This window comes from Streptomyces olivochromogenes (assembly GCF_001514115.1).
In the GTDB taxonomy this organism is placed as follows: Bacteria; Actinomycetota; Actinomycetes; order Streptomycetales; family Streptomycetaceae; genus Streptomyces; species Streptomyces olivochromogenes.
Genome location: NZ_KQ948485.1, coordinates 49,263 through 69,270 on the forward strand (window position 1 = coordinate 49,263; position 20,008 = coordinate 69,270).

The 20,008-nt window shown below is 69.3% G+C and carries 15 protein-coding genes and 3 pseudogenes; 12 read left to right on the forward strand and 6 right to left on the reverse strand.

All coding sequences use genetic code 11. The features are described from left to right. Nucleotides 1-70 precede the first annotated feature (70 nt). The 5 genes and pseudogenes from AQJ27_RS47270 (at nt 71) to AQJ27_RS47285 (ending at nt 7,579) form a co-directional block, all read left to right on the forward strand. Entirely contained in the window at nt 71-2,923 is a 2,853-nt protein-coding gene (locus tag AQJ27_RS47270) for a DEAD/DEAH box helicase (protein WP_067384211.1), read from the forward strand. After that, the gene (locus AQJ27_RS47275; protein WP_079065833.1) at nt 2,920-5,067 is read left to right on the forward strand and encodes an SWIM zinc finger family protein; all 2,148 of its coding nucleotides are present in this window, start codon (nt 2,920-2,922) and stop codon (nt 5,065-5,067) included. Before AQJ27_RS47270 ends, AQJ27_RS47275 begins: the two co-directional genes overlap by 4 nt. 543 nt (nt 5,068-5,610) lie before the next feature. Beyond that, nucleotides 5,611-5,780, forward strand: a pseudogene (locus tag AQJ27_RS60620) (IS630 family transposase); the annotation flags it as partial. Nucleotides 5,781-6,259: 479 nt separating this feature from the next. Beyond that, nucleotides 6,260-6,832: a DUF6529 family protein gene (locus tag AQJ27_RS47280; RefSeq protein WP_079065835.1), complete on the forward strand. Its 573-nt coding sequence runs from the start codon at nt 6,260-6,262 to the stop codon at nt 6,830-6,832. 174 nt (nt 6,833-7,006) lie between these two features. After that, on the forward strand, nt 7,007-7,579 hold the full coding sequence (locus AQJ27_RS47285) for a GNAT family N-acetyltransferase (RefSeq protein WP_425275286.1): 573 nt from the start codon (nt 7,007-7,009) through the stop codon (nt 7,577-7,579). Nucleotides 7,580-7,673: 94 nt separating this feature from the next. On the opposite strand, the gene AQJ27_RS47290 is transcribed toward AQJ27_RS47285, so the two are convergent. From AQJ27_RS47290 to AQJ27_RS47300, 3 genes are all read right to left on the reverse strand, one after another. Beyond that, nucleotides 7,674-8,966: a cytochrome P450 gene (locus tag AQJ27_RS47290; protein ID WP_079065836.1), complete on the reverse strand. Its 1,293-nt coding sequence runs from the start codon at nt 8,964-8,966 to the stop codon at nt 7,674-7,676. Between the two features lie 476 nt (nt 8,967-9,442). Further along, on the reverse strand, nt 9,443-9,865 hold the full coding sequence (locus AQJ27_RS47295; protein ID WP_067384217.1) for a hypothetical protein: 423 nt from the start codon (nt 9,863-9,865) through the stop codon (nt 9,443-9,445). Between the two features lie 292 nt (nt 9,866-10,157). Continuing rightward, entirely contained in the window at nt 10,158-11,321 is a 1,164-nt protein-coding gene (locus AQJ27_RS47300; protein WP_067384220.1) for an NAD-dependent formate dehydrogenase, read from the reverse strand. 209 nt (nt 11,322-11,530) lie between these two features. Here AQJ27_RS47300 and AQJ27_RS47305 point away from each other — a divergent pair, with 209 nt between their 5' ends. The 7 genes from AQJ27_RS47305 to AQJ27_RS47335 all read left to right on the forward strand — a co-directional run bounded on the left by AQJ27_RS47305 (nt 11,531) and on the right by AQJ27_RS47335 (nt 18,303). Then, complete coding sequence (locus AQJ27_RS47305) at nt 11,531-12,145, forward strand: CrcB family protein (protein WP_235613937.1); 615 nt, start codon at nt 11,531-11,533, stop codon at nt 12,143-12,145. Next, nucleotides 12,142-12,510 carry a fluoride efflux transporter CrcB gene (gene crcB, locus AQJ27_RS47310; protein ID WP_067384256.1) on the forward strand — a complete coding sequence of 123 codons (369 nt, stop codon included), beginning with the start codon at nt 12,142-12,144 and terminating at the stop codon, nt 12,508-12,510. Before AQJ27_RS47305 ends, crcB begins: the two co-directional genes overlap by 4 nt. Nucleotides 12,511-12,658: 148 nt before the next feature. Beyond that, complete coding sequence (locus tag AQJ27_RS61080; RefSeq protein ID WP_079065837.1) at nt 12,659-12,937, forward strand: FmdB family zinc ribbon protein; 279 nt, start codon at nt 12,659-12,661, stop codon at nt 12,935-12,937. 192 nt (nt 12,938-13,129) lie between these two features. Then, complete coding sequence (locus tag AQJ27_RS47315; protein WP_067384223.1) at nt 13,130-13,765, forward strand: AmiS/UreI family transporter; 636 nt, start codon at nt 13,130-13,132, stop codon at nt 13,763-13,765. Between the two features lie 24 nt (nt 13,766-13,789). Further along, nucleotides 13,790-15,040 (forward strand): formamidase, encoded by a 1,251-nt coding sequence (fmdA, locus tag AQJ27_RS47320; RefSeq protein ID WP_067384225.1) that lies wholly within the window; start codon nt 13,790-13,792, stop codon nt 15,038-15,040. A 1,159-nt stretch (nt 15,041-16,199) separates the two neighbouring features. Next, on the forward strand, nt 16,200-17,303 hold the full coding sequence (locus tag AQJ27_RS47325; RefSeq protein ID WP_079065844.1) for an IS110 family RNA-guided transposase: 1,104 nt from the start codon (nt 16,200-16,202) through the stop codon (nt 17,301-17,303). Nucleotides 17,304-17,814: 511 nt separating this feature from the next. After that, nucleotides 17,815-18,303: a GNAT family N-acetyltransferase gene (locus AQJ27_RS47335; RefSeq protein WP_079065839.1), complete on the forward strand. Its 489-nt coding sequence runs from the start codon at nt 17,815-17,817 to the stop codon at nt 18,301-18,303. Between the two features lie 261 nt (nt 18,304-18,564). Here the strand turns inward: AQJ27_RS47335 and AQJ27_RS61085 are convergent. From AQJ27_RS61085 to AQJ27_RS59725, 3 genes and pseudogenes are all read right to left on the reverse strand, one after another. Continuing rightward, nucleotides 18,565-18,633: pseudogene (locus AQJ27_RS61085) on the reverse strand (extradiol dioxygenase); the annotation flags it as partial. A 536-nt stretch (nt 18,634-19,169) separates the two neighbouring features. Continuing rightward, a complete protein-coding gene (locus AQJ27_RS59720) occupies nt 19,170-19,490 on the reverse strand; it encodes a Rieske (2Fe-2S) protein (protein WP_341866164.1) in 321 nt (106 codons plus the stop codon). Then, nucleotides 19,423-19,911 (reverse strand): annotated as a pseudogene (locus AQJ27_RS59725) (XdhC family protein); the annotation flags it as partial. The gene AQJ27_RS59720 and the pseudogene AQJ27_RS59725, both read right to left, overlap by 68 nt. Nucleotides 19,912-20,008: the final 97 nt, after the last annotated feature.

Below are 20,008 nucleotides of genomic sequence, written 5' to 3' on the forward strand. Positions count from 1 at the left end.
CGATTGTCAGAGCCCGCCCGTAGAGTCGAAGACAACTGATTCGACCGAGGGGCGGGAGGTGACCGGACGTATGGGCGACGAGGCCGTGAAGACCGAAACGGCTGTACCGATGCGGCTTGCCGCCGTCTTCCTGCCCGCTCCCGTGCCCCGCCAGGGGCGCGTCGCCTTCTGGGACCCGGACGGCGGGCCGCTGCCCCCCGGCGCCGGGAGCGTGTCGCCCGCCGAGAACACGCCGTCCGCCGAGCCGACCGAGCTGACGGTGGTACGACCGCACGGCTCGGGAGCCCGCCGCGGCACCGTCCCCGCGCTGACCCTGCCGATCGCCGAGGCCCTCCCGCTGCTCGCCGGGGCCCGCCACGACCGCGCCGCTCATCCGGCCACGACCTGCTGGGGCGCGGCCGCGCTGCACGCGCTGCGGCTCGTCGCGCGGGGCCGGCTGCTGCCCGGGCTCACCCCCGAGGGACACGACGCCTGGCGCGCGGGCCCACTGGACCCGGACGACATCGCCCACCTGCGGGCCGTGGCCGCCGCTCTTCCGTACGAAGGGCATGCCGTCCCGCTCCCCGGCAAGGGCCCCCTCCGGCTGCCCGACCCGGAAGCGCTGATGCGCTCCTTCCTGGACGCGGTCGCCGACACCCTGCCGCGCACCCCCGCCGCTCCCCACACCTCAGGGAAACCCTTCGCGGCCGGAGAACCGCAGCGGCTGCCCGGAGCCCACGACTGGGCCGCCGAGGTCGCCGCGGGCATGGACGCGGGCGTACGGATCTCGCTCCGCCTGGACCTGTCGGCGTACCAGCTCTTCGACGACGGCGAGGGCGCGCTCCGCGCGGGCGCCGCCGTCGTCCAGGTGCACAGCCTCGCCGACCCCACCCTCGTCGTCGACGCCGCGGCCCTGTGGGCGGGCGACGCCGACACGGCCTTCGGCCCCCGCGCGCGCGTGGACGCGGCGCTCGCCGTACGCCGCGCCGCCCGCGTCTGGCCGCCCCTGGACCGCCTGTCCGGACAGGACGTGCCCGACGTCCTCGCACTCTCCGAAGAGGAGCTCTCCGACCTGCTCGGCATCGCCGCGACCCGCCTCGGCGCGGCCGGCGTCGCCGTCCACTGGCCCCGCGACCTGGCCCACGACCTCAGCGCCGCCGCGGTGGTGCGCCCCGCGCCCGGCTCGGCCACGGACGGCACCGGATTCTTCGAGAGCGAGGAACTGCTCCAGTTCCGCTGGCAGCTGGCCCTCGGCGGCGACCCGCTCACCGAGGCCGAGATGGACGCGCTCGCCGAGGCCCACCGCCCGGTCGTCCGGCTGCGCGACCAGTGGGTCCTCGTCGACCCCGCCCTCGTCCGCAAGGCCCGCAAGCGCGAGCTGGGCCTGCTCGACCCGGTCGACGCCCTGTCCGTGGCACTCACCGGCACCGCGGAGGTCGACGGCGAGACGGTCGAGGCGGTCCCGGTCGGAGCCCTCGCCACGCTGCGCGACCGTCTGACGGCCGGCATCACCCCCGTCGAACCGCCCCCGGGTCTTCAGGCCCGGCTGCGGGACTACCAGCTGCGGGGCCTCGCCTGGCTCGACCTCATGACCTCGCTCGGCCTCGGCGGCTGCCTCGCCGACGACATGGGCCTCGGCAAGACCATCACCGTCATCGCCCTGCACCTGCGCCGGGAGCGCGGCGAACCCACCCTGGTCGTCTGCCCGGCATCGCTCATGGGCAACTGGCAGCGGGAGATCACCCGCTTCGCGCCCGGCGTCCCCGTCCGCCGCTTCCACGGCCCCGACCGCACCCTGGAGGACCTCGACGGCGGTTTCGTCCTCACCACCTACGGCACGATGCGCTCGGCCGCGCCCCGGCTCGCCCAGCAGACATGGGGAATGGTCGTCGCGGACGAGGCCCAGCACGTCAAGAACCCCTACTCGGCGACGGCGAAGGCGCTACGGACGATCCCGTCCCCCGCGCGCGTGGCCCTCACCGGCACCCCCGTGGAGAACAACCTCTCCGAGCTGTGGGCCCTGCTGGACTGGACGACTCCCGGCCTGCTCGGACCCCTCAAGTCCTTCCGCGCCCGACACGCGCGCGCCGTGGAGAACGGCGAGGACGAGGAGGCGATCGCCCGCCTGGCCCGGCTGATCCGCCCCTTCCTGCTCCGCCGCAAGAAGTCCGACCCCGGGATCGTCCCCGAGCTCCCGCCCAAGACGGAGACGGACCACCCGGTCCCCCTGACCCGCGAGCAGGCCTCTCTCTACGAGGCCGTGGTCCGCGAGTCGATGCTCGCCATCGAGACGACCGAGGGCATCGCCCGCCGGGGCCTGGTCCTGAAGCTCCTCACCTCCCTCAAGCAGATCTGCAACCACCCGGCGCTGTTCCTGAAGGAGGACGCCAGGGCGGCCGCCCTCGGACCCTCCGCCCGCTCCGGCAAGCTCGCCCTGCTCGACGAGCTGCTGGACACACTGCTCGCCGAGGACGGCTCGGCACTGGTCTTCACCCAGTACGTGGGGATGGCCCGCCTGATCACCGCCCACCTGGCCGAGCGCGCCGTCCCGGTTGAGCTCCTGCACGGCGGCACCCCGGTCGCCGAACGCGAGCACATGGTCGACCGCTTCCAGAGCGGGGCCACCCCGATACTGGTGCTGTCCCTCAAGGCCGCCGGCACCGGCCTGAACCTCACCCGGGCGGGCCACGTCGTCCACTTCGACCGCTGGTGGAACCCGGCCGTCGAGGAACAGGCCACCGACCGCGCCTACCGCATCGGCCAGACCCAGCCCGTCCAGGTCCACCGCCTCATCACCGAGGGCACGGTCGAGGACCGCATCGCCGAGATGCTCGAAGCGAAGCGGGCGCTGGCCGACGCCATCCTGGGCTCCGGAGAGGCCTCCCTGACCGAACTGACCGACCGAGAGCTGTCGGACCTCGTGTCACTGCGGAGGTCGTCGTGAGCGGTGCCGAGGAGGAGGCACGGCCGGTGACCGAGGGCGTGGACGTGCCGGACGCCGAGCCGTCCGCCCCCGCGGCCGGGCCGCGCCCCGCCGACGTGGCGCGTCGCGCGCTGCGGGCCGCGCGGGAGCGCGACACCCAGGGTGCGGCGGCAGGGGAAGAGCCGGGTTCGCGATCCGACGGGGTGACCTCCCCGGCGGCCCGACCGGGCGACGCGGCCAGGGAGGCCCTGCGCCGGGCGGCCACGAGGGGGAGCGGTCCGCATCCGGGCCCGAGTGCGGGTGCGGGCCCGAGTGCGGACACCGTCCCGGATCCGGAGACCGACTCGGGCGCCGAACCCGCTCCGGTACGGCCTTCCGCCCGTGCGGAGACGACGGACGCCCCGTCCGCCGACGTGACCGCGGCCGGCACGCGTCCCGGTGACATCGCCCGCGAGGCACTGCGCGCGGCGCGCACGGAGGCCCGACAGGCGCGGACGGCGGCGGAAACCAAAGGAGCCGGAAGCGCGCACCGGTCGGCAGACCGTGCGGCGGCCGGTGTGCGGGCCCGGCGCGACCGACGGGACCAGGAGCGGGGAGGCCGCGTCCGGGACGTACGAGAGGTGCTCGCGGAGGCCTTCGAGCTGCCCGGCACCGAAGCGCCGCGCGAGACAACCGCCACCGGACGTCCGGCGCACGCCGACACTGACAGCAAGACCCACGTAGAGACCAACACCAACACCAACATCGACACCAACACCGATACCGCAACCACGACCGACGCCGAAACCGACGCCGAGAAGGGGCACCCAAGGTCGGCGAACCCGGCCCACCCGGCGCTCCCGACGCAGCCCCGGCTCAGTGAGCCGAGCATGCTCCCGTCGGCCGTCGCCGTGCCGCGCTCCATGGCATCCCCGCGCCGTGACGGTGAGCTGCGCCGCACGTTCGAAGCGCTCCCCGCCCGCACCTCGCACGCGGACACCTTCGCGGAGACCTGGTGGGGCAACGCCTGGGTGAGCGCCCTCGAAGAGGGGGCCCTGGACGCGGCGCGGCTGGCGCGCGGACGGGCGTACGCCGACCAGGGGCATGTCGACGCCATCACCGTCACACCGGGACTCGTGCTGGCCTATGTCCACGGGAGCCGCCCGCGGCCGTACCGCGTCCAGATCCGGCTGCGGACGCTGGACGACGGCGACTGGGCCCGTTTCCTCGACGCGGCGGCCGAGCGCCCCGGGCACATCGCGGCGCTCCTCGACAAGGAGATGCCCAAGTCGCTCGCGGACTGCGGAGCCGACCTCCTTCCCGGCCCCGGCGACCTGGCACCCCAGTGCAGCTGCCCCGACTACGGCCACCCCTGCAAACACGCCGCCGCCCTCTGCTACCAGACGGCCCGCCTGCTCGACGAGGACCCCTTCGTACTGCTTCTGCTGCGCGGCAGGGGCGAGCGCGAGCTGCTGGACGCGCTGTCCCGCCGCAACGCCACCCGCGCGGCCCGCGCCGCCCAGGAACAGCAGTCGGCGCCGCTGCCCGGGGTACGGGCCCGTGACGCCCTCGCACGCCGGGCGCTGCCGCCCCTCCCGGCGCCGCTGCCCGCCCCCGCGCACCCCGAGCAGCCGCCGACCTACCCGGGCGCGCCGGGCGGCCCCGACCCGTTCGCGCTGGACCAGCTCGCCACGGACGCGGCCGCCCGCGCGCACGCGCTGCTCACCACGGGCCGCGACCCGGTCGCGGAGCTGACGCTCTGGCAGGACGCGGTACGGCTCGCCGCCGCCCGCCCCGGTTCCGGTCTCACCGCCGCGACCCGCGCCCTCTACTCCTCGCTGGCCTCCGCCGCCGGCCGTACCCCCGCCGACCTGGCGCGCGCGGTCGCCGCCTGGCGGCAGGGCGGGCTCGAAGGGCTCACCGTCCTCGAAGAGCCCTGGGACCCGCCCGCGGGCCGTTTCGACCGCGCCCGCCCCCTCCTCCTCGCCGCCGACCTCCCCGCCTTCCGCCCCTGGCGCAACCACCTCACCCACCCCCGCGGCCACGCCCAGCTCCGCCTGGGCCACGACGGCCTCTGGTACGCCTACGAATCGGAACCGGGCCACGAGGACTGGTGGCCCCGGGGCACCCCCGACCTCGACCCGGTCGGCGCCCTGACCGGCCTCGGCGCACCGGGCGAGCTCTGACGATGTCCGCGTACGTGGCCGGGTAGGAGGTGTCCGCGGTGGAGGCCGCGGTCAGGGATACCGAGGCGCCGGACGTGGAGCGGTAGGTCCAGTTCGGCGTCGGCGAGTAGGTGATCGTCTGCGACGAGCCGCCGTCGACGGTGAGGGTCTGGGTCGCCGGGCCGCCGGACTGGTTGCCGTGGAAGACGTTGAGGTTGTACGTGCCCGTAGTGGGGACGCCACGGGGCCTTCCCACCTGGGAGGACGAGTGGATCGCCCATGGACTGCGGGGACGGAGGCCCGTACGTGCGACTGATGTCTGAAGTCCTATGCACAGAGCCCCCGTCAGTGAACTGACGCGGACTCATGGGCGATCGACGTCAGGGCGTCCGCGTACCCGAGGTCGCACCTGGGTCGGGACCGCAAGACGATCCGTGCCCGTCTGAACGGTGAACGGACCTCTCGCCATCGGCGTCAGGCGCAGCGGTGACTATGAGGGGCGCGGCGGCGGAGCCCATGTTGCCGCCGACGGAGAACCAGCCCATTGCGCAGGGTTTCACCCGACGGCCGCCCATGGGACGGACCTGGGGCCCGCCCTGGCACACCCCGGTCGTGATGGTGAGCGGGCGGTGCTCGGGGCGGCGGTCGCCGGGCTCGCGCTGATCGACGGCGTCCACCAACTCGTCAGGGCGCCGATCGTGCTGGTGTGGGACCGGCTGAACACCCATGTCTCGACGTCACCCTGACGAGCCGAAGTCAGGTAGACGGGGACCTCACCAATGGAGCAGCGTCTGCTCAGGCGGACCAGTTGGAGTGGACAGGACCCGAGCCCCCGGGGCCAACTGGGAGAAGAGGTCCGCCGGGGTCGTTTCCCGCGGCTGCCTGGATGCGCCGTCCGACACCATGGAGCGCTCATGAAAGGAATGGCCGCGGCGACAGTGCCGGCGGTTCCCGTCACGCCGCTTGCTGCCGCGAGCGGTTGTCCCGGCCGGACGCTCTACCTCCCCGAGGCCGTCGAGTCGACCACGCCGACCGGCGGCGGAGCATGCGCGTCTGCCTGGCCGTCGCCGCTCGCCTCCGGCACGCCCAAGGCGGCCCCGTTTGGCAGGAGGGACCTGATCAGCACCTCGAAACGCTCCAACGGCATCACCCAAGTGACCCGCACCGGGCACGGCATCCGGCAACAAGGTCGAACCCGGTTGATCGGGGACCGATGACCGGGGACACGGGCGCGCGGATGCGGCGTCCCGGACGAAAGGTGGCGGCCTGTTTGGCCGCTTTGCTGCCGGTCGCGGTCGCGGTCGGGGTGTATGCGTTCGGCCGCACGCACACACCCGACTACACCAGCGGCCTGTTCGGGCAGCACGGCGTCGGCGTCTTCGAACTGAAGGCGCGCCTGGGTAGCGCTCTGATGGCACTCGCGATCGTCCAACTGCTGCTCGGGCTGTGGATGTACCGGCGCCTACCGGGAGCGGGGGCCGCGCCGCACCGGGTGCACCCCACACACCGGCTCATCGGCCTCCTTGCCTTTCTGCTCTCGCTGCCCATCGCTTACCAGTGCATCACCGCCTACGGAGTTGACTTCACGAGCAGCCGAGTGGCGGTGCACTCCATCACGGGCTGCGTCCTGTACGGCGCGTTCGTCGCCAAGGTGCTGGTGGTACGCAGCCGCCGACTGCCCGGTTGGGCGCTTCCGGTCGCCGGTGGCGTCCTGGTCGCCGCCATCGCACTGATGTGGTACACAGCCGCCTTGTGGTTCTTCACCGGCTCCGCCCCCGGCTTCTGACGAGTCGGCAATGGCCGGGCCGCTGCAGCTTCCGCCTCACCGTCCCGGCTGACGGGGACGTGCGCCCGCTGCGCGAGCCCGCTGCTCCGGACGAGGACGACAGCCAGCGGTGGGACAGAGCACGGCGGGCACCACCTGCCTCGGCGTGCCTCCCGGCCTCGCGCGCACCGCAGCGTGATCAAATACGGCATGGCATCGTCCTGGACTGGTGAACGGGTACGCCTACGCGCTGTCGAGCCCGACGACTGGACGGCGTTCATGCGCTTCTCCGACGATGACGGGCTGCGAGGGAGCCGGCTGGATCTACCGCGGTCCGCCGAGAGCTACCGCGCCTGGGCGAAGGAGCAAGCCGTTGCCACGTGCGATGACGACCGCTTCCTGTTGGCAGTCGAAACGACGGCCAGGGGAGAGCTGGTCGGCACGGTCGGCTCACATCGCACCGGCCCTCGTTCAGGCTGGTTCGAGTTTGATGTCATGATCGGCGCCGACCATCGGCGCAAGGGCTACGGCGCAGAAGCCGTAGGGCTGCTGCTGCGCTTCATGTTTGCCGAGCGGCGCTATCACAAATGCCTCGGAGCGATCTTCGCCCACAACGAGGCATCGCTGGCACTGACCCGTGGGCTCGGCTTCACCGAGGAGGGGCGCTTGCGGGAACACGTCTTCTTCGCCGGCCGGCACCACGACCTCGTCATGATGGGCGTGCTCGCCAACGAGTTCGACCAGCGAGACACGAGGGGCGAGCCATGACGGTCATTCAGGCGGGTGTGGAACGGCACTCGAACTTGACCGACGTTCGCTGTTCGCGGAGGGAGGCGGGCTGTCACTGCAAACAGAACTGCCCTTAGCTGCGCAAGGTGGCACGCAGGCGCAAGCCGACCGTTGCGAGACCTTCCAACGTGGTGACCTGGTAGCTGGGTTCCGGTCCGGGCGGTTCGCTCAGGTGGTAGTGGCGGGCGGTCTGCGCAGTCAGGAGCGTCAGCATCGCCATGGCCAGAGCGGCTCCCTCGCAGCCATGCGGCCCGGTACCGAAGGAGAGGAAGACCCCGGGTTTCGCCGGCGAGCCCGAGTCATCGAGCCAGCGCTCGGGCTGGAACTGGTCCGGATCGGAGTGTTCCCGTGCGTCGCGGTGGGCGGTGTAGGGGCAGACGAGAACGGTGGACCCGGCGTCGATGGTGTAGCCGGCGAGCTGAGTCTGTCGCCTGGCGCGCCGGGTCAGTAGCCAGCTCGGGGGGTGCAGTCGCAGTACCTCGCGTACCAGCGCCTGGGTGTATTGCAGGCGGTCGAGGTCGGTGCTGGTCGTCGCGGACGGGTCCGCGGGCAGCAAGGCGGCTTCGGCCGCGACGCGGTCCGCTGCCCGGGGGTGCCGGGCCAGGTGGAGCAGGATCCATCCGGCTGCCCGGGAAGGTGTCTCGAAGGTGGCGACGGTGATTCCGGGGAGAGTGTCGAGGATGGCCTCTTCCGGCAGTAGGCCGTAGTGGGCGGAGGGCCGGAGCATCTGTCCCAGCATGTCGTCACCGAGCCGGCCCGATGAACGGCGCCGGCGGACGATGGGCTGCAAAGCGTTGATGAAGGCGACTTGCTGCCGTGTGCGGAACCGCCGTGCCGGTGTGGGGATCCAGCGCGGCCATACCCAGCGCGAGGGGCGTACGAGCACCTCCCGGGCCAGGAAGAGCTGTGAGGCAAAGGGCAGCAGGGTGGGAGCGTCTTCGGAGAAGAGGTAGCTCACGCCGATCTCTGCCAGGGCGTGCCGGACCGGGGGCAGAACCTCGATGTCCTGGCCCGTGGGCCATTGGTCAGCAAATCGAGCGGCCGTGGGAGCAATCTCACCGATCCGGGCCGCAACCGCCTGCGGGCGCAGTCCGCGCATGCGGGCGGCGTGAGCGCGTGCTCGTTCCTCACGCGTCGGTGCTCCGCTCGACCGCTTCAACGGCGGGAAGAGGGGCGAGGATGCCTTGGGGAAGTCCTGCGCGCGGCGCAGAACTGCTTCACACGGCTCGGCCGTAGCGGCTACGTAGACCCCCGGCTCCAGTTGCCAGACGTCCCCGCACTCGTCGGCGCCGCGGCGCGCCAGCGCCAGCCGGTCGCGGCTCCAGGCCGCGAAGCTGCCTTCGGGCAACCGCGGCGGCTCATTCATTCGGCCCATGAGATCGTGCCTGACTCTCGTACCTGTCCAGGTCGATGTCGTCGGCAGCGTGGCCGGGAGCCGGCGGGCGCTCGGGGGCGCCCGCCGACAGTGCGGTCAGACCCCGTCGTCGGCGGCGTACGCATCCCATTCATGGGCCCCGTACGCACCGTAGTGGCGGGTGAAGGACAGCTTGCCGAGCAGCTTGGCGATCATCATGCACTCCTCTCGCCTGTCTGAGACCTCCCCGCCAAGGGTTCAGCAGAGAAGTTCCCCGGCAGTACCAAATGGCACGTCTACCAGTTTGTCACACATGCCACATATGTCATATTGATCATCGGTCGCGCACATGGACACCTGGTGGTGATCGCCCTTGCCGCCGTCCTGCTGATCGCCGCCGTCACCGCTGTCGTACGCCACCGCATGCGCCGCGATACTTGCCGCGCGCCCGCACACTCACCCGGACGCAGCCGTTCAACTCGGGCCTCTCAGAGCTTCCCGCCGATCTCGCATGCCTGGCACGGCGGCCGGCCGCAGGTGCACTGCGTGATGGCCTCGAGGACGTCATGATCGTGGTAGAGGCATTCGTCCCTGCACGTGTGGCGCGGGATGAATCCCGCCGGGATCTCACCGGGCCACGGTTCGTGACCGTCCCGGCAGCGGGCGAACCGCTCGGGGTCGGTGGAGTGCAGGTCGTGCATGCTCGACCGTGCCTCGTCCTCCAGTTCCCGCACTCGCTCCACCAGGCTCTTCAGCTCGGTGGCGATGCTGGAGTACCGGTCGGCGCCGGTCCTTACGTGTGCGGCCCGCAGTGCCATCGCTGCGTTGCCCAAAAACCGGCCGGCATCCTGAAGATCGGTCACGTGATGCAACTGAATGCCGTTCACGCCCCGGACCCATACGGCGTCCATGCTGCTCACTGATCCACCTTCCCGGCGTTCGCCTTGAATATCTTGCGAAACAGTATGCGCGGCGCCAGTGCCTCCGCATAGAAAAACTGTCTGTTTAGCAAACTAAGGGTCTCGGCCGTGCCCCGCCAGCAAATTCTGGGTGAGTCGGATCACAGGAGGTATGGGCTTGCAACAGGCACGACATAGCCGAAGGTCCATTGCCCACTCATGTGGTGGATCTTCGGCTGCGTCGTCCAATTGATCTTCTGCTGATTTCTTGTCCGCCGCGTGTTATTGAGCGGCTCGATATGCGTTATCCGGCGACCGTGTAGGAGCGCGCTCCTGTCCCGGCGAGCCCACCGCCGTCGACGATCAGGTACTCCGGGCGGATGGGGCGCCCGTCGAACCAGCATTCCAGGATCTCCCGGGTACCGGCCGCGTAGCGGGCCTGCGCCGAGAGGGTCGAACCGGACACGTGCGGCGTCATCGCCTCGTACGGCATGGTGCGCCAGGGATGGTCGGGCGGCGGCGGCTGCGGATACCAGACGTCACCGGCGTAACCGGCCAGTTGGCCGCTGTTGAGGGCCCGCACCACGGCATCCCGGTCGACGATGAGCGCGCGTGCGGTGTTGACGATGTACGAACCGCGCTTCATGGAACCGATCAGGTCCTCGTCGAAGAGGTTCTGCGTCTGCGGATGCAGCGGAGTGTGGATCGACAGCACGTCGACCGAGGAGGCCAGCGAGCGGGCGTCGGGATGCCAGGTCAGCCGCAGTTCCTCTTCGACCTCCTTGGGCAGCCGGTGCATGTCGCTGTAGTGCAGCGTGACGTCGAACGGCGCCAGGCGGCGCAGTACGGCCTGGCCGATACGGCCGGAGCCGAGGACGCCGACGTCCATGCCTTCGAGGTCGTAGGCGCGCGAGACGCTGTCGGCGATGTTCCAGCCCTTCTTGGCGGTCACCCAGTCGTGGGCCGGCATGTAGTTGTGCACCAGGGTGAGGATCTGCATGACGGCGTGTTCGGACACGCTGATGCTGTTGCTGTAGGTCACCTCCGCCACCGTCATGCCGTGGGCGATGGCGCTCGGCAGGTCGACATGGTCCGACCCGATCCCCGCCGTGATCGCGAGTCTGAGCCGGGGAGCGGAGGCGATCCGCTCGGGGGTCAGATAGGCGGGCCAGAAGGGCTGCGAGATCACTACGTCCGCATCGGGTAGCTCGCGGTCCAGGGTGGAGTCCGGCGCTTCCTTGTCGCTGGTGACGACATAGGTGTCACCTCGGTCCTCCAGGAACCGGCGTAGTCCCAGTTCTCCCGAGACGCAGCCGAGGAGCTGTCCCGGGGTGAAATCTATGGTGTGTGGAGTCGGCGTCGTCTGACCGCCCGGATAGCCGGCGATGGCCGGAATCTCGTCGCGGGCGTAGTCGGGAGGATAACCGCCCACGGGGTCGGGATAGAGCACCGCAAGGATCTTTGCCATGGCCGCCCTCCATCGGTGGGGCCTCCGCTCCGGCTGAACCGGTCGGGTACCGATGATCTTGAATTTTAGTTGAGCAAGCGTCGGCGCTGCAATCCCCACGGATATTGTGGAGATGGACCAGTGGATAAGGATGCGGATATTCGACGGGGCCTGCGCCGGGAGTTGGGGCGACAGTGTGTACCGATCCGTGTTCTCTACGGAGGCTTCTGATGCGGGCGGACGAATCCGGGCCCGAGAGAGAATCCCGAGAGCCCACATACATCTCCGATGCCGAGCCCGAGCCGCGAGGCGACCCCGAGCCGCGAGGCGAGCCCGAGACAGGAGGCGAGGCCGAGACAGGAGGCGGCCCCGCGCCGTCACGGGAGCCGTTCCGCTCACGGCTGCGCAAGGGCGTCCTGGCGGCGGTCGCGTTCGGCGGCGTCCTGGGCGGGTCGGCCCGTTACGTACTGGGACTGACGTTTCCCACGCCCCGCGGGACGTTTCCGTTGACGACGTTCGCCGTCAACGTGTCCGGTGCGTTCCTGCTGGCGCTGCTGCTCGTGTATGTGCTCGAGATCTGGCCGCCGACCCGGTACGTGCGACCGTTCGCCGCCGTCGGTTTTCTCGGCGCCTTCACCACCTTCTCGACGTGGATGGTCGACACCGATCGCCTTCTGGGTCACGGTCATTACGCCGTTGCGGCGCTCAACGTCTTCGGCAGTCTTTTCGCCGGACTGGCCGCCACCGCCCTGGGCCTGGCCATCGGCAGGATGGCCCTGGCCCGGCGAGTACGGCTCGCCGCACGGCACGGCCGCGCCCGCCGGTACGGCTGGTGGGTCCGGTGATCACCCTGCTCGCCGTCGGTGCCGCGGCCGCGGTCGGGGCGGTCGCACGCTACGTGCTCGACCAGTACGTGCAGTACCGAAGCCCGGGCCTGTTCCCGCGCGGCACGTGGCTGATCAACATCACCGGTTCGTTCGTGCTGGGCATTGTGCTGGGCCTCGGCGCACGGCACGGGCTGCCGGAGCAGGCCGTGCCCATTGCCGGCGTCGGATTCTGCGGCGCCTATACGACGTTCTCCACATTCAGTTACGAGTTGGTCCACCTGCGCGAGAAAGGACAGGTCAGAAACTCTCTGCTGTACGGCGCTTCGAGCCTCGCGGTGGGTCTGCTGGCGGCAGCGGCGGGGCTCGCGATCGGGTCGTTCTGAGACGGGGCAGGCTCAGTCGTCGGGGACTTGACATGTGGAATTACGAGACGTCTCCTTGAACTTGGGAAACCTATTGTGGCGTACGCCTATCTGGGCACGCCGCACACGCTCGGGTTGGCCAGCGTCCACCGAAACCCGGAGGCTGCTGATGGCGACCTACGAATATCTATGCAGCCGCTGTGGGCCCTTCGATGTGAAGTTGGAAATCGGGACGGCGCCCAGGAGTTACGGTTGCCCTGCTTGTGCAGGCACTGCGAGACGTGTGTATTCCTCGCCCGGTCTCTCGTTGACCTCGAAAGCGGTCACCGCCCTCCATATCCAGGAGGAGCAGGCGCGTGAGGCCCCGGCGGTGGTCTCCCAAGTGCCGCCACGCAGAAGGGTGCCACGGCACCCCCACCCCGCACTCTCGCGGTTGCCGCGTCTCTGAGGGCGGTGGTCGACAAGGCTGAACGTCTCATGCGGGTTTCGGCATCGGAGCACGACGTCGTCCCCGCAGCGGTGCGCGGAATTCGGAATCACGGAAGGCGCGCCGGGAGTCGAGCCGTAACCTCGGCAACTCATCGGCCGCCCGGGCGCCACGCGATTCCACCCCCCACGCGGACTTAGGAGGTGTGTCCCCGTGGGCAACGTGGGACTGCTCTTTGTCGGTGCGGTGCTGTTCTTGAACGGGCTGTTGCTGCTGGGGAGGGTCGACGCCAAGTCCGCAGCAGTGTTCAACCTCTTCGTGGGCGCACTGCAGGTGCTGACGCCGACCTACCTCATCTTCACGGCCGGCGACGACCACCTGAAGATTCTGGCGGCATCCGGAATCTATCTGTTCGGATTCACCTACCTCTATGTAGGTATCGTCCTGCTCGCCGGAATCGACAACATCTGTGTCGGCTACTACTCCCTCTTCGTGGCGATCGTGGCCCTTGGGTACTCGTTCGTCAATTTCCACCTCTTCAAGGATTACCCGTTCGGAGTCATCTGGCTCTACTGGGCCTTCCTGTGGTTCCTGTTCTTCCTGCTGCTCGGGCTCAAGAAGAAGGGGTTGTCCGACTACACGGGCTGGGTGACGGCGATCGAGGGCTGGGTCACGGGTGTCATTCCCGCGGCGCTGCTGCTTTCCGGTTACTGGAAGCACACCACGGAGATCGCCATCGCTCTCGGCGCCTTCGGTGTCGTCGTGTTCGCGGCGCTGTGGCCGCTCACCAGGAAATCGCGGCAGCCGGCCCCGGCGGAATCGGCCGGAAGTACAGGCACAACGTCCTGACCGGATCAAAAATGAGAGGCTGTCATGCCCGAAGTCGTATTCAGTGTGGACCAGAGCAAGTCGATGCGTGAGCAGGACGTTCCCGGACATAACAGGTGGCATCCGGACATCCCCACGGTCGCCATGATGCGGCCGGGGTCGGAGTTCCGAATCGAGTGCCGCGACTGGACCGACTGCCAGGTCGGCAACAACGACACCGCCAACGACGTACGCGACATCGACCTGACCATCCCTCACATGCTCAGCGGCCCGATAGGCGTGGAGGGCGCCGAACCCGGCGACCTGCTCGTCGTCGACATACTCGACCTCGGCCCCGTCCCGCAGCAGACCGGGGACTCGGCAGGACAGGGCTGGGGCTACACCGGCATCTTCGCCAAGGCCAACGGCGGAGGCTTCCTGACCGACTACTTCCCGGACGCCTACAAGGCGGTATGGGACTTCCACGGACAGCGGGCCGTCTCCCGCCACCTTCCCGGGATCAGCTTCACCGGAATCACCCACCCCGGGCTGTTCGGAACCGCCCCGTCCACCGAGATGCTCGCCCGCTGGAACGCCCGCGAGCAGGCGCTGATCGACACGGACCCCAACCGGGTCCCGCCCCTGGCCGTACCGCCGGACGCCACCAACGCACTCGCCGGCACTGCCACCGGAGACCTCGCGCGGCGCATCGGCGAGGAAGGCGCACGCACGGTGCCGGCCCGCGAGAACGGAGGCAACCACGACATCAAGAACTTCACCCGGGGATCGAGGGTCTTCTACCCCGTGCACGTCAAGGACGCGAAGCTCTCCGGAGGCGACCTGCACTTCAGCCAGGGCGACGGAGAGATCACCTTCTGCGGCGCCATCGAGATGGGCGGCTTCATCGACTTCCACGTCGACCTGATCAAGGGCGGCATGGAGACGTACGGCATCTCGACCAACCCCGTGTTCATACCGGGCAACGTCGAACCGCGGTACACGGAGTTCATGACCTTCATCGGGATCTCCGTCGACCACGACACGGACACGAACTACTACCTGGACGCGACGCTGGCCTACCGCCGGGCCTGCCTCAACGCCGTCGAGTACTTCAAGAAGTTCGGCTACAGCGGAGAGCAGGCCTACCTGCTGCTCGGCTCCTCCCCCATAGAGGGACGCATCAGCGGCATCGTCGACATCCCCAACGCCTGCTGCTCGCTGTACGTACCCACCGCCATGTTCGACTTCGACGTCCGGCCGACCGCCGCCGGCCCGATGAAGGCCGACCGCGGCAAGGCCGCGCTGTCCACAGCCTGAACCGGACGACGAGGGATGTGCCCTCACGCGAGGGCGACAGGCCTGCCCTCAACTAGTCGATCAAGGCGCGGGATACGGGAAAGCAGCTCTGCCGATCGACACATCAGGGGCGTCACCGAAACCTTCGGTGACGCCCCTTGGACATCCGTGTCCCGGCCCGGTGGGCGGGGCACGCCGATGTGAGGACGGCCAAGAACCAATGTGAAGACGACCCGGAAGTGGCACGTGAAGCCGGACGTGGAGGATCTGCGTCCGGTGGCGGAAGCCTGGGGAGGTTTGGCGAGTGTCGCGACCCCCTCCCGTGAGAAATTGTGAGATGTGGGAGCGTGAGTGGGTGAGTGAGACGAACGCCGAAACCCTGCAATACCGCTTTGACGGGCCAGAACACGCCCCGGTCCTGATCTTGGGACCGTCCCTCGGTACTACATGGCACATGTCGTAGGAACCGTCTTTAGTCGTCCACGTGGTCTACATCGATGTTGTTCATGCAGGTGGGGTTTTCATGGTCCAGGTGCGTCGACGGTGTTGGTGACAGCAACGTGACACGTGATGGGTCACTGAGGCCCCGCCGGGCAGGTGCTGGCAGGGGGCCTCAGCGTTCCTGAGCGGCGAGCGTCCGCTCCTCGATCCTGCTGCGGCGTCTGCGAACGCCTCCTCGAGTGCGCACAACGGGCGGCGCCGCCGCTCGGCGACTCACTCGCCCCGAACGCTAGCTCGTTGGTGCCCGGTCCCGCAGCCGTCGAGAGGCGCCGCACCGGTGGTGAAGCAACCTGAACGAAGATGTCGGACTGTGGGTCGCACAACGATCGGCCGGTGTCAGATCTGGGATGCCCCAATAGCTGGGATTAAGCATGCTCTGTGTTTCTGGATGGGGTTGCTGTGAAGGGCGGGAGGATGGGTGGGTGCTGTCCCGGGTCCGGGCCTGACTCCTGACATCTCTGACCAATGTGTCCCGGTCTCACAGTGTCGGCTGCTGGCCGGGGATGGTGCGTTGTCGGTGCCGGGCCGGTGGGGGTGTGTCCCGATAGGGGCTTGCCGATCGTTGTGGCGTCCTCACGATTCTGACCGCCCGACGTGGCCCGGTACCGGCAACGCGATGCGTCATCGGACCGGAAGGGGAACGGGCATGTCCAGTACGACCATGTCCAGCACATCGGCCATGTCCTCCAGTACGCCGCCTGCTCCGCAGCCCCCTCGTCGTCGCCCTGTGGGGGAGGTGGTGTTGGGAGTGGACACGCACCGGGATGCGCATGTGGCTGCGGTGCTGTCCGTGATAGGGACTGTGCTTGCCACCGGCGAGTTCCCGGCCACCGCGGCCGGGTACTGCGATCTGCTGAAGTGGGCCAGGAAGTTGGGAGCTGTGAGGCGGGCCGGGGTGGAGGGGACCGGCTCCTACGGGGCGTCCCTGTCGCGCTATCTGCTGACCCAGGGCATAGACGTGTTTGACGTGAACCGGATGGACCGGGCAGATCGCCGTCGGCGCGGCAAATCGGATCCGCTTGATGCTCAGAACGCGGCGCGAGCCGTATTGAGCGGGCGGGCCCGCGCCCGGGTGAAAGCGGGCGACGGGCCGGTGCAGATCGCGAGAATGTACAAACTCACGAAGGCGTCGGCGGTCAAAGCACGCACTCAGGCCATCAACCAGCTCAAGTCCATTCTCATTACTGCCGATCCCGCCTTGCGGGAAGAACTGGCCGGACTGGGCAATGCCGAACTCTTCCGGACCTGCGCGCGGTTCACCGACGCGAGCAGCCAGGACGAGGGCGGTGAAGCGGGGGTGCTGCAGGCCACTCGGATCACGCTGGGTCTGCTGGCTTGCCGGATCGGCCAGCTCCCCGAGCAGATCCGGGATGTGGACGCTCGTCTTGCCCGGCTCGTGAAATGTCATGCCTCGCAACTGCTCGAGGTGGTGGGGATCGGTCCGGACACGGCCGTCGCCTTGCTGATCACGGTGGGGGACAACCCGGAACGCCTGGACAGTGAGGCGTCCTTCGCCGCGCTGTGCGGGGTCAGTCCCGTCGAGCGTTCCTCGGGAAGCCGGCAGTACCGTCGTCTCAACCGTGGTGGCGATCGTCAGGCCAATGCTGCGCTGCATCGCATCGTGTTCACCCGCCTGCGGGTCGACCCGCGCACCCAGGACTACTACGAACGCCGTACCAAGGAGGGCAAGACCCGACGTGAAATCGTCCGTTGCCTCAAGCGCTATGCGGCCCGGGAGGTCTTCCACCTGGTCAAACAGCTACAGCCAGGACCCCGCTCATAGGGGCTGTGTGTGATAGCGGCTGATACGGCGGAGCCCCTCGGGAACCATCCGGAGCACCTTGCCTAGCCAGAGGCGCCGCGGTTCGGACAGGAGGGCGCCGAGCGGGGCCTGCTCGGCGCAGTACACCGGCGGACCTCCTCACGGCCGGCGGCGAGATCCGAGACTCCAGGCCGATGCCCCGGGCCCCGGGGACGGTGAGGGCGTGGCTCCAGCCGCCGGGGCCGGCGAACAGGTCGAGGATGATCCGCCTCACGAGGCTGGCTCGGAATTTTCCTGTACCGGCTCGGCTTCGCCACGGCAGGCCCAGGGAGAGCAGCCGTCGACCACGCCGTTCTCCAGCTCCTCCGCATCGGTTCGGGCGTCCAGGTGCTGCTGGCGGGCGGCCAATTCGGCGGCAGTGACGTGGCCGATCGGGGCCTGGGCGAGCGGTTCCCGGGAGCGGTGCGGGAACGCCTGCCCGAGCAGCCGACCCGCCGTACGAAGGCACTTCCCGGTGCGAAATACTCTCCCGATGAGTTCACGCACTTCCCCGATCAGTCAGTCGATCACGATACGGAGGGCCGTCGCGCGGGATGCCAAACGGCTCACGCGGCTCGTGCGTGGCTCAGGCGCCTACGAGGGTAAGTACGCAGCCGCAGTGGCGGGCTACCGGGTCGGTCCTGATTACATCGAGGCCCACCGCGCCTTTGTGGCCGTCGGCGCCGACGAGCATGGAGGCCGGGTCCTCGGGTTCTACTCGCTCGTCCTCGCGCCACCGGAGCTCGACCTGCTGTTCGTCGCCGACGAAGCGCAAGGACGGGGTATTGGACGGCTGCTCGTGGCGCACATGCAGTCCGAGGCCCGTGCCGCCGGGCTCGACCGTCTCAAGGTCGTGTCGCATGTTCCCGCCGAGGACTTCTACCACCGCGTTGGTGCGGTGCGGACCGGGACCGCGTTTGCGAACCCGCCTGCCGTGCCGTGGGACCGTCCCGAATTCGAGTTTCGCATTCCTTCGGAATGACGCGGTGTGCCGGTTGGCGGGGCACCGGCTTCGCCTGGATGGTGGCCGGCATGCAGGAGCCGCTGGACGCCGCGCGCTCCGTGTGTGCCGTCGACTCCGCCTTGGCGGGGTGATCGCCTGCGGCCAGCCGCCTTCCCCGGCGACTTCCTCGCCTCCGACACTCCCAGAGCGTTGAGCTCGTCCATCAGCCTCTCCCGCTCAGGTGGCCGAAAACGAGAATGCAAAAGCACCACCGCCGCCCCGGCCCCCGGGTTCGCCATGGCCACCCGCCTCCACCCGGCCGAGCGTCTCGTCGACGTCGTCGACACCGATGCTGAGCAGGATCCGCGGTCCTCGGCGCCGAACAATTTCGTATAGAAGCCGAGCAGGAGACCGAGATCTTCCGGGTGCCGGCGGAAGGCCCGGCTGGTCGAACCACCCCCGCGTCGGCGAGGAGACTTCACCCTGGACGACGGTACCGTCGTGAGGTCCGGCGACACCGACCTCGGGCTTCGGTAAAACCGCCCTGCCAGACGATCTCCACCCCAGACTGCCGCCCGCGACCTGTACGAGCAGTCCGAAACGGGGCCACACCACCCCTGCTGACCAGCCACTTCAAGAGGGCGCAGCCTCAGTGTTCGACACGGTGGAGCGCGCCGTGGCGGTTCAGGCGGCGTTGGCCAAACTCGTTCGCGGAAGCGGGCCGGAGAAATCGTCGCAGGTTCGCTCCCGCGCGCCCGCTCTCCGAATGCGGTGCTGCTTCCAGCCGCCCTTGGCCCGTGGGGTGGGCTGGCGTCGTTCCAGGCTGCAGGCTGGTGAACTGAATCGGTACGGCTACCGTCGTGCTGCGTGAGGTGCCAGCAGGGGTGCTGCCCGTTGGGACGGTGTCAGGTGCGCAGCTGTGCTTCTACCTGGCCGTCGGTTATGCGGGTGTCGAAGGCGGGCTGGGGTGCGGTGGCCGGACCAGTGATGTTCCAGCCGTCGGTCAGCCGGAAGGTGCTGCCGTGCCAGGGACAGCGCAGGCAGCCGTCTTCCAGGATGCCCTGTGACAGCGGGCCCGCCAGGTGACTGCAGTGTTCGGCCAGCGCGTGCACCCTGTCGCCCGGCTGGCGGACGGCGACCACGGCCACGCCGTCGAGATCACGGTGCGTCGGTCGGCCTTGTGGAAGGTCGGACAGGTCGGCGACGTAGTGCCAGCCCGGCTCCACCAGCTGCGGGGGTGTGGGCGCCGAGGTCGAGTCCGATCGGGGAGTTGAGGCGGGTGAGTTGTGCCGTCGTGACCCCTGCTTCGCGCAGCCGCTGGTTGCGGTCCTCGTGGGTGCGGCGGGAGCCCATCGCGCCGATGTATCCGACGGGGAGACGCAGCGCCAGGGTGAGTAGGGGGATGTCGAATTTGGCGTCGTGTGTGAGGACGCAGACGGCGGTGCGGGCGTCGGTCTCAGTGGCTGCGAGGTAGCGGTGGGGCCAGTCGACGACGACTTCGTCGGCGTGCGGGAATCGGGCAGTGGTGGCGAAGACGGGGCGGGCGTCGCAGACGGTGACGCGGTAGCCGAGGAAGCGCCCGGCCTGGCTGAGAGCGGCGGCGAAGTCGACGGCGCCGAAGATCAGCATCCGGGGCGGAGCGGCAGATCCCCCCGGTCTTGAGATCGTCATGCCCGTTCGTGTGCGCGGGGCTCATGCCCTGGTCGGCGGCTCGCTAACCCGGCGCATGACGGCTTTACTCACT

Coding starts and splice junctions, on each gene's coding strand:
- AQJ27_RS61080 (WP_079065837.1), top strand. CDS start 12,659: ATGGCGACCTACGAATATCTATGCAGCCGCTGTGGGCCCTTCGATGTG.
- AQJ27_RS47300 (WP_067384220.1), bottom strand. CDS start 11,321: ATGGCAAAGATCCTTGCGGTGCTCTATCCCGACCCCGTGGGCGGTTAT.
- AQJ27_RS47270 (WP_067384211.1), top strand. CDS start 71: ATGGGCGACGAGGCCGTGAAGACCGAAACGGCTGTACCGATGCGGCTT.
- AQJ27_RS47305 (WP_235613937.1), top strand. CDS start 11,531: ATGCGGGCGGACGAATCCGGGCCCGAGAGAGAATCCCGAGAGCCCACA.
- AQJ27_RS47325 (WP_079065844.1), top strand. CDS start 16,200: ATGTCCTCCAGTACGCCGCCTGCTCCGCAGCCCCCTCGTCGTCGCCCT.
- AQJ27_RS47295 (WP_067384217.1), bottom strand. CDS start 9,865: ATGGACGCCGTATGGGTCCGGGGCGTGAACGGCATTCAGTTGCATCAC.
- fmdA (WP_067384225.1), top strand. CDS start 13,790: ATGCCCGAAGTCGTATTCAGTGTGGACCAGAGCAAGTCGATGCGTGAG.
- AQJ27_RS47280 (WP_079065835.1), top strand. CDS start 6,260: ATGACCGGGGACACGGGCGCGCGGATGCGGCGTCCCGGACGAAAGGTG.
- AQJ27_RS47335 (WP_079065839.1), top strand. CDS start 17,815: ATGAGTTCACGCACTTCCCCGATCAGTCAGTCGATCACGATACGGAGG.
- AQJ27_RS47290 (WP_079065836.1), bottom strand. CDS start 8,966: ATGAATGAGCCGCCGCGGTTGCCCGAAGGCAGCTTCGCGGCCTGGAGC.